Annotated in this window: 11 protein-coding genes; all 11 read right to left on the bottom strand. The window is 68.8% G+C overall.

All coding sequences use genetic code 11. From position 1 onward, the window contains the following. Positions 1-162: 162 nt before the first annotated feature. On the bottom strand, positions 163-1,227 hold the full coding sequence (gene xerD / locus ACTWQD_RS13430; RefSeq protein WP_443196628.1) for a site-specific tyrosine recombinase XerD: 1,065 nt from the start codon (positions 1,225-1,227) through the stop codon (positions 163-165). Beyond that, the gene (locus ACTWQD_RS13425; RefSeq protein WP_443196627.1) at positions 1,227-1,889 is read right to left on the bottom strand and encodes an NUDIX domain-containing protein; all 663 of its coding nucleotides are present in this window, start codon (positions 1,887-1,889) and stop codon (positions 1,227-1,229) included. The genes xerD and ACTWQD_RS13425 overlap by 1 nt, the downstream gene beginning before the upstream one ends. Before the next feature lie 26 nt (positions 1,890-1,915). After that, entirely contained in the window at positions 1,916-3,682 is a 1,767-nt protein-coding gene (locus ACTWQD_RS13420) for a CTP synthase (RefSeq protein WP_443196626.1), read from the bottom strand. 104 nt (positions 3,683-3,786) lie between these two features. Further along, entirely contained in the window at positions 3,787-5,526 is a 1,740-nt protein-coding gene (gene recN / locus ACTWQD_RS13415; protein WP_443196625.1) for a DNA repair protein RecN, read from the bottom strand. Positions 5,527-5,529: 3 nt separating this feature from the next. Further along, positions 5,530-6,570 carry an NAD kinase gene (locus tag ACTWQD_RS13410; RefSeq protein ID WP_443196624.1) on the bottom strand — a complete coding sequence of 347 codons (1,041 nt, stop codon included), beginning with the start codon at positions 6,568-6,570 and terminating at the stop codon, positions 5,530-5,532. 13 nt (positions 6,571-6,583) lie between these two features. Continuing rightward, complete coding sequence (locus ACTWQD_RS13405) at positions 6,584-7,405, bottom strand: TlyA family RNA methyltransferase (protein WP_443196623.1); 822 nt, start codon at positions 7,403-7,405, stop codon at positions 6,584-6,586. Further along, positions 7,402-7,689 (bottom strand): hypothetical protein, encoded by a 288-nt coding sequence (locus tag ACTWQD_RS13400; protein WP_443196622.1) that lies wholly within the window; start codon positions 7,687-7,689, stop codon positions 7,402-7,404. Before ACTWQD_RS13400 ends, ACTWQD_RS13405 begins: the two co-directional genes overlap by 4 nt. A 10-nt stretch (positions 7,690-7,699) precedes the next feature. Then, positions 7,700-8,689 carry an HAD-IIA family hydrolase gene (locus tag ACTWQD_RS13395; protein WP_443196621.1) on the bottom strand — a complete coding sequence of 330 codons (990 nt, stop codon included), beginning with the start codon at positions 8,687-8,689 and terminating at the stop codon, positions 7,700-7,702. A gap of 6 nt (positions 8,690-8,695) precedes the next feature. Beyond that, complete coding sequence (locus ACTWQD_RS13390) at positions 8,696-10,420, bottom strand: hypothetical protein (RefSeq protein ID WP_443196620.1); 1,725 nt, start codon at positions 10,418-10,420, stop codon at positions 8,696-8,698. A gap of 140 nt (positions 10,421-10,560) precedes the next feature. Beyond that, the gene (locus ACTWQD_RS13385; RefSeq protein WP_443196619.1) at positions 10,561-11,202 is read right to left on the bottom strand and encodes a hypothetical protein; all 642 of its coding nucleotides are present in this window, start codon (positions 11,200-11,202) and stop codon (positions 10,561-10,563) included. Further along, complete coding sequence (locus ACTWQD_RS13380; protein ID WP_443196618.1) at positions 11,186-12,772, bottom strand: hypothetical protein; 1,587 nt, start codon at positions 12,770-12,772, stop codon at positions 11,186-11,188. The genes ACTWQD_RS13385 and ACTWQD_RS13380 overlap by 17 nt, the downstream gene beginning before the upstream one ends. Positions 12,773-13,304: the final 532 nt, after the last annotated feature.

Genomic DNA, 13,304 nt, shown 5'->3' with positions numbered 1-13,304 from the left:
CCGGCGGCTCGGCGGCACCGACCTCAATGCGGAAGGTGCGCTTACCCCGCCGTCGTCGGGCAGAAACGGGCACTCCATGAAGGAGTCGGTGACTCAACCCTGCGCAACAGACGCGGGCGGCCGGGCGGCCCGGCGGCACCGGTCTCAATGCAAAAGGTGCGCTTAGCCCAGCGCCCTCGGGTGTGCGGCGGCGTAGACTTCCCGCAGGGTGTCCGCGGTGACCAGGGTGTAGACCTGAGTGGTGGTCACTGAAGCGTGGCCCAGCAATTCCTGCACCACACGGACGTCTGCCCCGCCTTCCAGCAGGTGCGTTGCGAAGGAGTGGCGCAGGGTGTGCGGCGAGACGTCCTTGGTGATGTTGGCTTTCTCGGCGGCGGTCTTGAGGATGGTCCAGGCGCTCTGCCTGCTGATCCGTCCTCCGCGGGCGTTCAGGAACAGCGCCGGCGTACCTTTGCCCTTAGCAGCCAGCAGCGGACGGCCGCGGACGAGGTAGGCGTCCAGCGCGCGGGCACCGAACGAACCGAGCGGGACCAGCCGTTCCTTGGACCCCTTGCCGAAGAGCCGCACAATCGCCGGGCCGGGCTCCCCTTGGTCGGGCGCGGGCAGGGAGATGTCGTCGACGTCGAGGCCCACGGCCTCGCTGATGCGCGCGCCCGTGGAGTAAAGGAACTCCAGCAGTGCCCGGTCCCGCAACCCCGTCGCCGTGTCCGTCCCGGCCGCTTCCAGGATCCGGGTGACTTCATCGACACTGATGGCTTTGGGCAGGCGTTTGCCGGGCATAGGCGGGTGGACGTCGCTGGCCGGGTCGGTGGGAGTGACGCCTTCGAGGGCCCAGAACTTGTGCAGTCCGCGCACAGCCACCACCGTCCGGGCGGCCGACCTGATGCCCAGGGCCGATCCGCCGTCGGACCCGTCCGACAGCGCCTGCACGAACCCGGTGACGTCGTGCCGGGTGATGTCCTCAGGCCGACGGCGCCCTGCCCCGTCAAGGTGCCGGGCGTAACGGGCCAGGTCCCGCCGGTAGGCGGAAAGGGTGTTGGCCGCCAGTCCCCGTTCCACCCCCATGTGCTGCAGGTAGTCCGTGATGGCACGGTCAATTGCTGTCAGCGGCCGCACCGGCGGCTGTGCGCGGGCGGCGGCCTGCGCGGGCGCCTCGGCAGCCGGCGGCTCGGCGGCCTGCGCGGGCACCCCGGCAACCTGCGGCTCGGCAGTCAGCGGCTCCGTCATCAGCGCTGGCTGGGATGCGCGGGCCACGGCGCGCTGCCCGGGCGGAGGCCCTTGAAGTCGTTATCGCGGGCAGCGGCGGCGGCAAGGACCCCGACGACGGCGGACGGGTTATGCAGGCGGCCCTCCAGCACGGCGGCCACGGCATCATCGAGCGGAATCCAGTGCAGCTCGATTTCGGCTTCCTCGTCGGTGCGGACGTGGAGCTCGTGGCCGGGCACGTCGCTCAGGTCCCGGGCCAGATAGATGCGGATGGCCTCGCTGGAGGAACCGGGCGAGTTGAAGAAGTCGGCCAGCACGTTCCAGGTCCCGGCGATGAGGTCTGCTTCCTCGGCGAGCTCGCGTGCCGCGCCGGCCACGAAGTCCTCGCCCTCCACGTCGAGGAGACCGGCCGGGATCTCCCACAGGTCCATCCCGACGGGGTGCCGGTACTGCTTGATCAGCAGCACCTCGCCGCGGTCGTTCATGGGCAGGACGGCCACCGCACCGGGATGGTCGATATAGTCGCGGACCAGCGCATCGCCGTCGTCGTTGAGCTGGAAACTGTCACTGACAACATCCCAGATCCGGCCTTCGTAGACCGTCCGGGACGACAAAAGACGGCGCGGGCTCGGTTCGTCCGAAACCTGCCGTGCAGCATTGGGGGTCTCAGGGGTACCGGGCATCGCGCCGTCCTTTGATTCAGTTGGGGTTACTTCGACGCTGCCGGGGAAGCCTTGGCTGCGGCGGGCTTGGCCTCGGCAGCGGCCGGCTGGCCGGCGCCGTGCTGGTGCTCCAGGGCGGCCTTCACCAGACCCGAGAACAGCGCGTGCGGCCGGGTGGGGCGTGAGCTGAGCTCCGGGTGCGCCTGCGTGGCGACGTAGTACGGGTGGACTTCGCGGGGAAGCTCGACATACTCCACAAGCTTGCCGTCGGGTGACGTTCCGGAGAACACCAGCCCCTTGGCGGCAATCTGGTCGCGGTACTTGTTGTTAACCTCGTAGCGGTGGCGGTGCCGTTCGCTGACGGTGGTGGTGCCGTAGGTCTCCGCGACCACGGAACCCGCGTCGAGCTTGGCCTCGTACAGCCCCAGGCGCATGGTGCCGCCCAGGTCGCCCTTGCCGTCCACGAAGTCCAGCTGCTCTTCCATGGTGGCGATCACGGGGTACCTGGAGTCCGGCTCGAACTCCGACGAGGAGGCACCCTCGAGGCCGACCACGTTGCGGGCGTATTCGATCACCATGCACTGCAGGCCCAGGCACAGGCCCAGGACGGGAAGCTTGCTTTCGCGGGCGTACTTCAGTGCGCCCAGCTTGCCTTCGAGGCCGCGGATGCCGAAGCCGCCCGGTACGCAGATCGCGTCGGCGCCTTCCAGGGACTTGAGTGCGCCCTCGGGGGTGGCGCACTCGTCCGAGGGGACCCAGCGGATCTTGACCTTGGTGTCGTTGGCGAAGCCGCCGGCGCGCAGCGCCTCGGTGACGGAGAGGTACGCGTCCGGCAGGTCGATGTACTTGCCGACCAGGGCGATCTCGACCTCGTGCTTGGGGTTGTGGACCGCGTCGAGGAGCTTGTCCCAGCTGGTCCAGTCGACGTCCTTGAAGGGAAGGTCGAGGGCGCGCACGATGTACGAATCCAGGCCCTGGGTGTGCAGGGTCTTGGGGATGTCGTAGATGCTCGGTGCGTCCGGGCAGCCGATGACGGCGTCGATGTCGACGTCGCACATCCGGCCGATCTTGTCGCGCATGGCCTGCGGGACGTCACGGTCCGAACGGATCACGATCGCCTCGGGCTGGATACCGATGGAGCGCAGCGCGGCGACGGAGTGCTGCGTCGGCTTGGTCTTCAGCTCCTGCGAGGGGCCGATGTACGGCACCAGGGAGACGTGCAGGAAGAACACGTTGTTCCGGCCGATGTCCTGGCGGACCTGGCGGGCGGATTCGAGGAACGGCTGGGACTCGATGTCGCCCACGGTGCCGCCGATTTCGGTGATGATCACGTCGGGGGCGTGCTTGCCCTCGGCGGGAAGCCGCATGCGCCGCTTGATTTCATCGGTGATGTGCGGGATGACCTGGACGGTGTCGCCGAGGTATTCGCCGCGGCGTTCCTTGGCGATCACGGTGGAGTACACCTGGCCGGTGGTCACGTTGGCCGAGCCTTCGAGGTTCTCATCGAGGAAGCGCTCGTAGTGTCCGATGTCGAGGTCCGTTTCGGCGCCGTCGTCAGTGACGAAGACTTCGCCGTGCTGGAAGGGGTTCATCGTGCCCGGATCCACGTTCAGATAGGGATCGAGCTTTTGCATTGTTACAGACAAACCGCGTGCCCGCAGGAGGTGACCGAGGCTCGAAGCCGTCAGTCCCTTACCGAGCGAGGACGCCACACCACCGGTGACGAAGATGTGTTTGGTCGTCTTGGACGAGTCCGGGAACCGGGAATTTACACGGGAATTTGATCGCTGCACCACGGGGTTCGAGCCTATCATCAATTCGTCCTTCAGGGGGTCTGTTCGCGGGAAGCCGCTGTGATTGTCATCCCAGCTGTGGCCTGCCGCACTGATCGTGCCTGCGCTGATCGTGCCTGCGGCGGTCAGGACTGCTGCGGCAGGAGCCTGGCGTCGTCGAGCAGTTCCTGGGCATGGGCCTGGGCGGATTCAGAGTCCTCCTGGCCGGCGAGCATGCGCGCCAGCTCCCGCACCCGCTCCGCGGCGTCGAGGAGCTGGACGTCGCTGGAGGTGAAGCCGCTGGCCGTGGCCCCGTCGGCGCCGCGCACGGACGTCTTGGTGACCCGGATGTGCTGGTCAGCGAAGGCCGCCACCTGCGGCAGGTGGGTCACCACGAGGACCTGGACGTGCCGGGCCAGCATCGCCAGCCGGCGGCCGATCTCGACGGCGGCGCGGCCGCCCACACCGGCGTCCACCTCGTCGAAGACGAACGTGGGGACGGGATCGACGGCGGCGAGGACCACTTCGATGGCGAGCATTACGCGGGACAGTTCACCTCCGGAGGCGCCCTTGCCCAGCGGACGGGCGGGGGCCCCGGAGTGCGGCTGGAGCAGGAAGGCAATCTCGTCCGCGCCGAACGGGCCCAGCGGACCGTCGGTTTCGACGTTGATGACCAGGGTGGCGTCCGCCATCGCCAGGGCCTTGAGTTCGGCGCTGACACGGGCGGAGAGGTCCTTGGCGGCCTTCTTCCGCAGCTTGCCGAGGGCGGTGGCCTGCTTGCGCAGCTCCGCCTCGCTGCGGACCACCTCGGCGTCCAGCGCCTCGATCCGGGTGGAGTCGTCCTGCAGCTCCAGGAACCGCGCCCGGGCCTGCTCCGCCCAGGCCAGGACTTCGTCGATGCTCGGCGCGTACTTGCGCACCAGCTTCGCGAGGGCCGCGCGGCGCTCCTCGATCTCTGCGAGCCGTTCCGGGCCCTCGGTGTCGAGGGAGGCCTGGTAGCTGGCCAGTTCGGTGGCGATGTCGTTGAGCAGGAAACCCACCTCGGCGAGGCGGGCGGCCGCCGACCCCAGTTCCTCGTCGTGTTCGGCGACGTGCTCCAGGGTTCGTTTGGCGGCGTCCACCAGGGCCGTGGCGTCGTTGCCCTCGCCGAAGTCCTCGGCGATGAGCGCCTGGTGTGCCGTGGTGGCCGCGATCCGGAGTTCCTCGACGTTGGCGAGTTTGACGGCCTCGGCCTTGAGGGATTCGTCCTCCCCGGGCTGCGGGTCGATCGCGTCGATTTCGGCCAGCGCGGCTTCCAGGGATTCTGCCTCGCGGAGGCGCTCCCGCGCGGCGCTGCGGAGCTCGTCCAGCTCGGCCTGGCTGGACTTCCAGCGGGCATGGAGCTCCTGGTAGCTGGCAAGCGCGGCTGCGAAACCCTCCCCCGCAAACTTGTCGAGGGCGGCGCGCTGCGCCACCGGGCTCTTCAGCCGGATCTGCTCGGACTGGCCGTGGACCACCACGAGGGTCCCGCCGATTTCCGCCAGCACGCCCACGGGTGCGGAGCGCCCGCCGAGGTAGGCACGGCTGCGCCCGTCCGCGCTGACGCTGCGGGCGAGCAGCAGCTCCGCGCCGCCGTCGAACTCCTCGACCTCCGCGCCAGCTTCACCGGCCCGCTCCAAGGCCGGGTGCCCGGCGTCGAGCCTGACGGTCGCCTCGGCGGAGGCGCTTTTCGCGCCGCTGCGGACAGCACCGGCGTCGGACCGTGCGCCGAGCAGCAGCCCGACGGCGGTCACCACCATGGTCTTGCCGGCACCTGTTTCACCGGTCACAACGCTCAGCCCGGGGCCCAGCGGCAGCGTGGCGTCGGTGATGACGCCCAGGTCGCGGATTCTCAGTTCTTCAAGCATGGGTCACTTCGCAGTCGATGGATCGGGCGTGTCGTCCGGCCCGGCGGAAGCTGGGCCGGCCTGCGGCGGAGTTGGAAGCGGGGGCATCGGCCGGGGCGTGCGGATCACCGGAACCGGGCCCGTATGGATGGTGGCCGCCTGCGGCATGGGTCCGCGCCAGCCTTGGATCGGGAGCTCGAACTTGCGAACCAGGCGGCCGGAGAAGGGGGTCTGGTGTGTCCGGGCGAGCCGCACCGGCGTGGCGGAGCGGGTCACCTCCACCCGGGCGCCGGGCGGCAGGTCCACCGAGCGCCGGCCGTCGCACCAAAGGACGCCCTGCGCGTCTGTCCGGCTCAGGATTTCCACGGCGAGCCGGGAACGGGGCGAGACCACCAGCGGCTTGGCGAAGAGCGCGTGGGCGCTGATGGGCACGATCAGCAGCGCCTCGACCTCGGGCCACACCACCGGGCCTCCGGCGGAGAAGGCGTACGCGGTGGAGCCGGTGGGGGTGGCCAGGACAACCCCGTCGCAGCCGAAGGAAGTGAGCGGCCGTTCGTCGACTTCGGTGACCACCTCGAGCATCCGCTCCCGGTTGCCCTTTTCGATCGCGGCCTCGTTAAGTGCCCACGTGTGCCAGATTTTCTGTCCGCGGACCCAGACCTGGACGTCGATGGTCATCCGCTCTTCCACCGTGTATTCGCGGCTTGCGATCCACTCGACGGTCTGGGCGAGGTCCGCCCGCTCGCTTTCGGCCAGGAAGCCGACGTGGCCAAGGTTGACGCCGAGCAGCGGCACGTCCACCTCGCGCACCAGCTCTGCCGCGCGGAGGATGGTCCCGTCGCCGCCGAGCACCATCACGAGCTCGACGTCGGGCAGCATCACGTGGTCGTGGAGGATCTCGACGGGCTGGTCGAGGCGTCCGAAGAAGCGGACCATGTCGCCAAGCTCGGTCTTGAGCATCACCGGGATGATGCCGGAATCGTGGAGCCGTGCGCACGCTTCCCAGGCAGCTTTGAGGGACTCCTCACGGCCTGTGTGGGCAAGGATGAGGACGCGCCTGCTCATCGGGTTCCGCCTTCTAATGCTTCTCGTGCTGGGGCCAGATCGTTCCGAGTAACGCAGCAACGGCCGCGTCCCGCTCTTCGATCTTAGGCAGGTCTGTGCCAATACCGCGCTTTATCCACAGGAAGTACTCGACGTTTCCGTCCTGGCCGGGCAGCGGGCTGGACGCGAGGCCCTGCAATTCCAGCCCGGCGTCCATGGCCGCTGCCGCGACTTTGCCGACGGCGAGCCGGCGTTCCCGCTCCGAGGTGACCACGCCGGTGCGGCCCAGCCGGTCCTTGCCGATCTCAAACTGCGGCTTGACCATCAGCACCAGGTCCCCGCCCGGATCGGTGCACGCGGCGAGCGGTGCCACCACCAGGGTCAGGGAGATGAAAGACAGGTCAGCCACCGTCAGGGCCACCGGTCCGCCGATCTGCTCCGGGGTCATATAGCGGACGTTGAGGCCCTCGTGGACGGAAACCCGGGGGTCGTTCCGGATGACCGGGACCAGCTGGTCATGCCCGACGTCGACAGCCACCACATGGTCCGCGCCGCGGCGCAGCAGCACTTCGGTGAATCCGCCCGTGGACGCGCCGGCGTCGAGGCACCGCTTGCCCGCGACGGCGACGGCGGGAAAGGCGTCCAGCGCACCGGCCAATTTGTGCCCGGCCCGGCTGACGTAGTTGTCCTCGCCGGAGGCGGCCACGTCAAGGCTCGTGTCGTCGCCGACCTGGAGGGACGCCTTAGCCAGCACGTTGCCGCCGGAGCTGACTTTTCCCTCGGCAATCAGCCGCGCTGCGTGGGTTCGGGACCTCGCCAGTCCGCGGCTGACGAGGGCCTGGTCAAGCCTGCTCATTCGTGCTGTCCCCCGGATGGCGTGGTGGTGGCCGACTCGTTCAGCGCTTCCAGCAGGTCGTCGTGGAGCCCTGCGTAGACCTCCCCGTGCCGGGCTACCGGCAGCTCCGGGAGTTCCCCGAGGCGGTCCAGCAGGACGTCGACGGCGGAGTCCCGGGTGCCGGTGCCCGCGTCGGCTCCAGCCGGAGCCTCGGGCCAGGTGGCGCGGGCTGCTCCCCCGGCGTCCGGCTCGGCAGGGTCCGGCCCGGCAGGGTCCGTCTCGGCTGGGTGGTGCGGCTCGGTCATGGTCCCCAGTCTAGTGATCCAGCCATTCAAGGACCGGCGCCAGAGCGGTGCCGGTCTCGGGGTTGGCCGTCCACCAGGCCGCACACGCGGCCCGCCACGCGTCAAGGTCGGCGGGATCGCCGCTGATCCGGACTGTCTGCCCGTCCACGGCGGCGGAGGCGGCGCCGCAGCGGTGCTGCCCGGCGTCGGACACCACGGCCGGGTAAGGGCGGTAGAGGTCCGTGAGGTCGTTGATGATGTAGCGGGGCCGTTCCAGCGTGCGGGCGGCGAGGATGGACTCCCTGGTGTCGACGCCGGTCAGCACGGCGACTGTGGCGAAGCCGGCGTTGTTGCCGCCGAGGATGTCAGTGTCCAGGCGGTCGCCGACCACCAGCGGCCGGTCTGCGGCCAGCCGCTTCGCGGCGGCATGGAACAACGGAGCTTCCGGTTTCCCGGCGACACGGGGCCGCTGCCCGGTGGCGGCCGCCACGGCGGCCACGAGGGTTCCGTTTCCCGGCGCGATGCCCCGGGCCTGCGGAATGGACATGTCCGTGTTGGTGGCCACCCACAGGGCCCCGCCGGCAACGACATACGCCGCTTCCGCCAGGTCCTTCCACCCAAGGTCCGGGTGGAACCCCTGCACGACGGCGACGGGCTGCTCCGATTCGCTGCGGACCGGCACCAGCCCGGCGAGTTCGATCTCCTGGGCCAGGGAGTCCCCGCCCGTGATCAGGACGCGTGACCCCGGCGGCAGCAGCGAAGCCAGAAGTTCGCCCGCCGCCTGCGAGGAGCTGACGACCTGCTGGTCCTCTGCCGGGGCGCCCAGGTCGCGCAGGTGTTGCGCCACCTGGGCGGGTGTCCGGGAGGCGTTGTTCGTGACGTAGCCCAGGCCGACGCCGATCCCGGCGAGGCGGCGCAGGGATTCCACGGCGCCCGGGATGGCGTGGGCGCCGGCGTACACCACGCCGTCCAAGTCAGCGAGGAGGGCGTCAAAGGTCGAGATCAGCTCCGGTGCGGCCACGTCCGGTCAGCCCTCGGAGCGTTCCTGGCTGCGGAAATCGTCGCCGTGGGAGTCGTGGTCGTGGGACTCGTGGCCGTCCAGTCCGGTGTCGCCGGAATCCTCGCCGCCCAGCACCTCAGAGCGGTCCAGTGCGTCCTTTTCCACGGAGTCCTCATCGGACTCGGCGTCGTCAGACTCCCAGAAGTCGGACTCGACGTCGTCGGTGCCGTCGTCCAGGGCGCTCACCGCGGTGGCCTGCGTTTCCGGCAGACCGGCAACAGCCTCGGCGCTGGCGCTGGCGGGAGCCTGCTCCTGCTCAGCCGCGGCGGACCGCTGGGCCGCCTGCTCGGCCAGGACCCGGCGCTGCTGCTCGGCCTCGCGGGCTTCCTCTTCCTCGTCCCAGCCGAGGTCGATGATGTCGGGGTCCTCTTGAACGTCGAGGCCAAGGGCGTGCTCGGCAACAACGGCCTGGCGCTGCCACTTCTCCGCTTCGGCCGTGCGGCCCACCGCTGCCAGGGCCTCAGCGTAGGCGCGGAAGAGGCGCGGGCTGTAGGAGAACGCGCGGTTGATGTCCAGCTGCGTGATTTCCAGTTCGGAGACGGCCGCGTCCAGCTGGCCCAGGTCCGTGCGGGCGCCGGCGGCCACCATGGCCAGTTCAGCCTTGCCGGGGGCGTCGAGGTCCTTGGCTTCCTCGGAGCGTGCCATTTCCAGAGCGCGGTCCGGACGGCCGAGCCCGCGTTCGCAGTCCGCCATGACCGGCAGGTGCATGTTGGAGCCGCTGATCCGGCGGTAGGTGCGGAACTCGCGGAGAGCTTCGCCGTAGTGGCCGGCAGCGTAGGCGGTGAGGCCCACGGCTTCGCGGACGGCGGCGAGGCGGCCGCCGCGGCGGCTGGCTGCGAGGGCATGCTGGAAGGCAAGCTCCGGTTCGTCGTCGATCAGGCGTCCGGCCATCACCAGGTGGCGGGCCACCCACTCGGCACTATTGTCCTCCAGGGTCTTGATCTGGTGCTGCGTGGCGCGGTCCAGCTCCTTGCCCGTAACGTCGTCGTCGATCTGCGGCGAACGCTCACGGTCCGGTCGGTTGGCGCTGCGGAGGTCCCGGGCGTTCGGGACTCGGACCGGGCGGTCTTCTGCCCGGTCGCGGCCGAATTGGCGGGGGCCGGAGTCGCCACGGTCAAAGCTGCGGGCCGGACGGTCATCGCGGTTGCCGAACGGTTTGCGGTTGTCGCCGCCGCTGTACGGCTTGCGGTCACGGTCGCCTCCACCGCTGTAGGGCTTGCGGTCGCTGGTACCGCCGGCACCAAAGCTGCGACGCTCCCCGCCACCCTCACGCGGACCACGGTCACCATACGGCTTACGATCACGATCGCCACCACCGCCATACGGCTTACGGTCACTGGTACCGCCGGCACCAAAGCTGCGACGCTCCCCGCCACCCTCACGCGGACCACGGTCACCATACGGCTTACGATCACGATCGCCACCACCGCCATACGGCTTACGGTCACGGTCGCCGCCACCGCTGTACGGCTTGTCACCTTCCCGCGCCGGACGGTCACCATACGGCTTCCGGTCACGATTGTCGGAGGAACCCCGGAATCCGCCGGTGCCGCGGTCGTCGCGGGCACGGTAGCCACGGGGGTCGCCGCCGGAGTTGTTGGTGCCGCGGAAACCGCCGCCGCCGGATGTGCGGCCGCCGCCAAAGTTACCGCGATCGTTGCCGCCGCGATGTCCGTCGTTGTGCTCAGCCATGCTGGATTCCTCCTGTTGCGAGCCCCCGACTGGCACGCTGGCAGCCGTACTACTCCTAGTTGCTTCTTGCCTGACGAGCGCATACCCGTGGTGAACGGGAAGCCTCGAGGCCAGCCTCTATTGTAGTCGAGTCCGGCGGCCTAGATTTTGGCAGACTCCGCCAGCTTCTTCATGACCGCCAGCCCTTCGGCAGGCTCCCAGGTGGGCGTGTTCGTGGGCTGCGAGACCAGGAATCTCCAGACCTGGGTTCCCTTGGCAACGGCCAGGACATGTTCGGTCGATTCGCTGAGGCGGTTGGTGGCGTAGCGCGCCTCACCCCAGAGGCCGGTCACTTCTGTGGGCGACATCATGGCCTCCCACGGGTCCGCACCCGCCCGGCTGGCCTCGTCCGGATACGTCACGACTTCCAGGATGACTGCGTGCGTTGTGGCCCCGGATGCATCGAGCGGATAGATGCAGTTTTCATTCCGGACGCCTTCCGGCGTCACGGTCCCGGCAACCTCACCGGTCTGGATCTCCTGCGCGGCATCGCCGAGGGCTTGCCGGATCTGGTCGGCACCCAGGAGGGAGCACGCCCCCACCTCGGTGGTGGGAAGTAGCGACGATCCGTCCCGGGCGGTGGCGGGTCCGGAGCTGGACGGGGCCGCCGTCGTCGTAGTTTCAGACGTCGCCGTCGCACCGGCGTCGGGGGACGGCGAGGATCCGCTGCACCCGGACAGCCCCAGGACGACGGTCAGCGCGAGGCCCGTAAGCGCCGCCTTGTCTTTAGCTGAAAACATCATCTCCAACTCCCATGATGATCCGGTCGCCCCGTACGGCACCCTGCTGGAACCTCACAACATCTGCCTCTGAAAGGGAAATGCAGCCCCACGTGGGGACGCGGTTTGCGTGCAGGAAGATCGCGAAGCCGGCGTTCATCTGGATGGCGGAGTCCGGAGGCCGGTTGTAGTTGATAACAACCCCTTGCCGGTAATCATGCGACGGACGCGTTGCGTAGTACCACATGTTCTCGTCCGGGAAGATGTCGGCGCTGGATTCAAAGTACTTGTTGTAGTTCGAGTTCAGCCGGCCGCCCCAGCGGGAGTAAGGGTTCAGCTGGCGGTAGGACAGCGAGGTGCCCGGGTTCCCGAGGCCGAATGCTTCAGTCACCGTGAAGGAGCCGGTGGGAGAAAACTTGTTGATGGTGGGTCCGGAGGCGACGCCGGGACGGGCGAATCCGCTCTCGCCGGCGTAGCCGGGTACCGTCCACTCGACCTGGTAGGCGCCGTTGACCCGGACACAGGTGGTGAACGTAACAGGGGTAGCGGGGTAGCTTTCGGCAATGGCGAACGATACCCGGGCCGAGCCTCCACCCGTGTAGCGCACGGCGTTCCGGTTCAATGACTCGCAGTAGCCGGCGGACCTGAGGTGGTACTTCACGCCCAGGCCGGCTGTCCAGGTGAACCGGCCGTACTGGAACTCCTGCGAGCACACCGTGGAGCTGGAGCAGGACTCGGCTGCCACCGGATACCCCAGCGATCCTGCTTCCCAGGACCTTCCGCCGTAGCTGGCGAGGATGGCTCCCCACATGGGCTGGGCGCCGCCGAAGGGCGACCAGTAGAAGACGCCCCCTTCGAAGCGCTGGACACAGCCGTCATTGCGAAGACCGCAGGTCTCGCTACTGACGGGATAACCCATGCGGCCGGACTCCCAATTCATCGTGGCCCACCGCGCGGCGATGGCTGCCCAGGTTGCGTGCGCACCGGTTCCGCTGGACCAGTGCACGGCCCCGCCTTCGAAGCGCTGGACACATCCGCCATTCCGCAGGCCGCAGACCTCATCGCTGACGGGATAGCCGAGCCGGCCGGACTCCCAGTTCAGGGCGGCCCATTTGGCGGCGATCGCTGCCCACGTGGCGAAGGCTCCGGTGGGCTTGGACCAGTGCACGGCCCCGCCCTCAAACCGCTGGACGCAGCCGGCGTTCTTCAGCGTGCAGACCTGTTCGCTGACGGGATAGCCGAGGCGGCCGGACTCCCAGTTCAGCGCTGCCCATTTGGCGGCGATGGCCGCCTGGGTGGCGTGGGCACCTGTCGCCTCGGACCAGTGAATCGCTCCCTTTTCGAAGCGCTGGACGCAGCCACTGTTCCGCAATTCGCAATACACCGTTGATGCCACGGGACCCAGCGAACCGCTGGCGCCGCCCAAAGCTGTCCAGTGCGCCTGGATTGCTGCTTCGCCGTCTCCGACTGCAGCCGCGCCCGACGGCGGCTCCGCGGCAGCTGACTTGCTGTCCGATTCCGGCGATGCCGGGGGTGTTGGCGTTTCCGTGGGGGCAGGGCTTGTCACGGAGCCCGGTGCGGCCGTTGTCGGCACGGAAGGCTCCGTTGGCGCAGCAGGCGCCGGCGCAGTCGGGGCCGCAGATGTGGGCGGGGTGGAACCCTCCGGGTCTGCCGCAGGCGACGTTTGGACGCTTGCAGCGACGGATGGCGTGGTGGTGGGCAATTCATCGGCATAGGCCGGCACGATTGACGTCGCCGTTGCCGCGGCCAAAATCGCCACCACGGCAACCAGTTTCGGAATCTTCACTAGTCAACTCCCCCAATATCGAATAGTGGAAGCTTCCGTTCCACCCTGGCCCGCAATCGACGAACCACACCAAATCCTAACCGGGGCATGTAGTGCCGGGGCAAGGGCGCACCGGAATGGACTTTAGATGTCGCGGCCCGCGGAATCATACGGGATTGCCCAACACGATGTGAGGGGGCGTCCTGGCGTGGTGGGTGTTTTAAATGCGGGAGGACCCCAACCTGGTGGTTGGGGTCCTCGACCTAATGATGTTCCGGCGGTGACCTACTCTCCCACACCCTCCCGGGTGCAGTACCATCGGCGCTGTGGGTCTTAGCTT

The organism is Pseudarthrobacter sp. 1C304 (genome assembly GCF_052245515.1).
In the GTDB taxonomy this organism is placed as follows: Bacteria; Actinomycetota; Actinomycetes; order Actinomycetales; family Micrococcaceae; genus Arthrobacter.
Note: the sequence above shows the minus strand (reverse complement) of the source record. Positions and strands in the feature narration are given on the sequence as shown.

Coding starts and splice junctions, on each gene's coding strand:
- xerD (WP_443196628.1), bottom strand. CDS start 1,227: ATGACGGAGCCGCTGACTGCCGAGCCGCAGGTTGCCGGGGTGCCCGCG.
- ACTWQD_RS13425 (WP_443196627.1), bottom strand. CDS start 1,889: ATGCCCGGTACCCCTGAGACCCCCAATGCTGCACGGCAGGTTTCGGAC.
- ACTWQD_RS13420 (WP_443196626.1), bottom strand. CDS start 3,682: ATGATAGGCTCGAACCCCGTGGTGCAGCGATCAAATTCCCGTGTAAAT.
- recN (WP_443196625.1), bottom strand. CDS start 5,526: ATGCTTGAAGAACTGAGAATCCGCGACCTGGGCGTCATCACCGACGCC.
- ACTWQD_RS13410 (WP_443196624.1), bottom strand. CDS start 6,570: ATGAGCAGGCGCGTCCTCATCCTTGCCCACACAGGCCGTGAGGAGTCC.
- ACTWQD_RS13405 (WP_443196623.1), bottom strand. CDS start 7,405: ATGAGCAGGCTTGACCAGGCCCTCGTCAGCCGCGGACTGGCGAGGTCC.
- ACTWQD_RS13400 (WP_443196622.1), bottom strand. CDS start 7,689: ATGACCGAGCCGCACCACCCAGCCGAGACGGACCCTGCCGGGCCGGAC.
- ACTWQD_RS13390 (WP_443196620.1), bottom strand. CDS start 10,420: ATGGCTGAGCACAACGACGGACATCGCGGCGGCAACGATCGCGGTAAC.
- ACTWQD_RS13385 (WP_443196619.1), bottom strand. CDS start 11,202: ATGATGTTTTCAGCTAAAGACAAGGCGGCGCTTACGGGCCTCGCGCTG.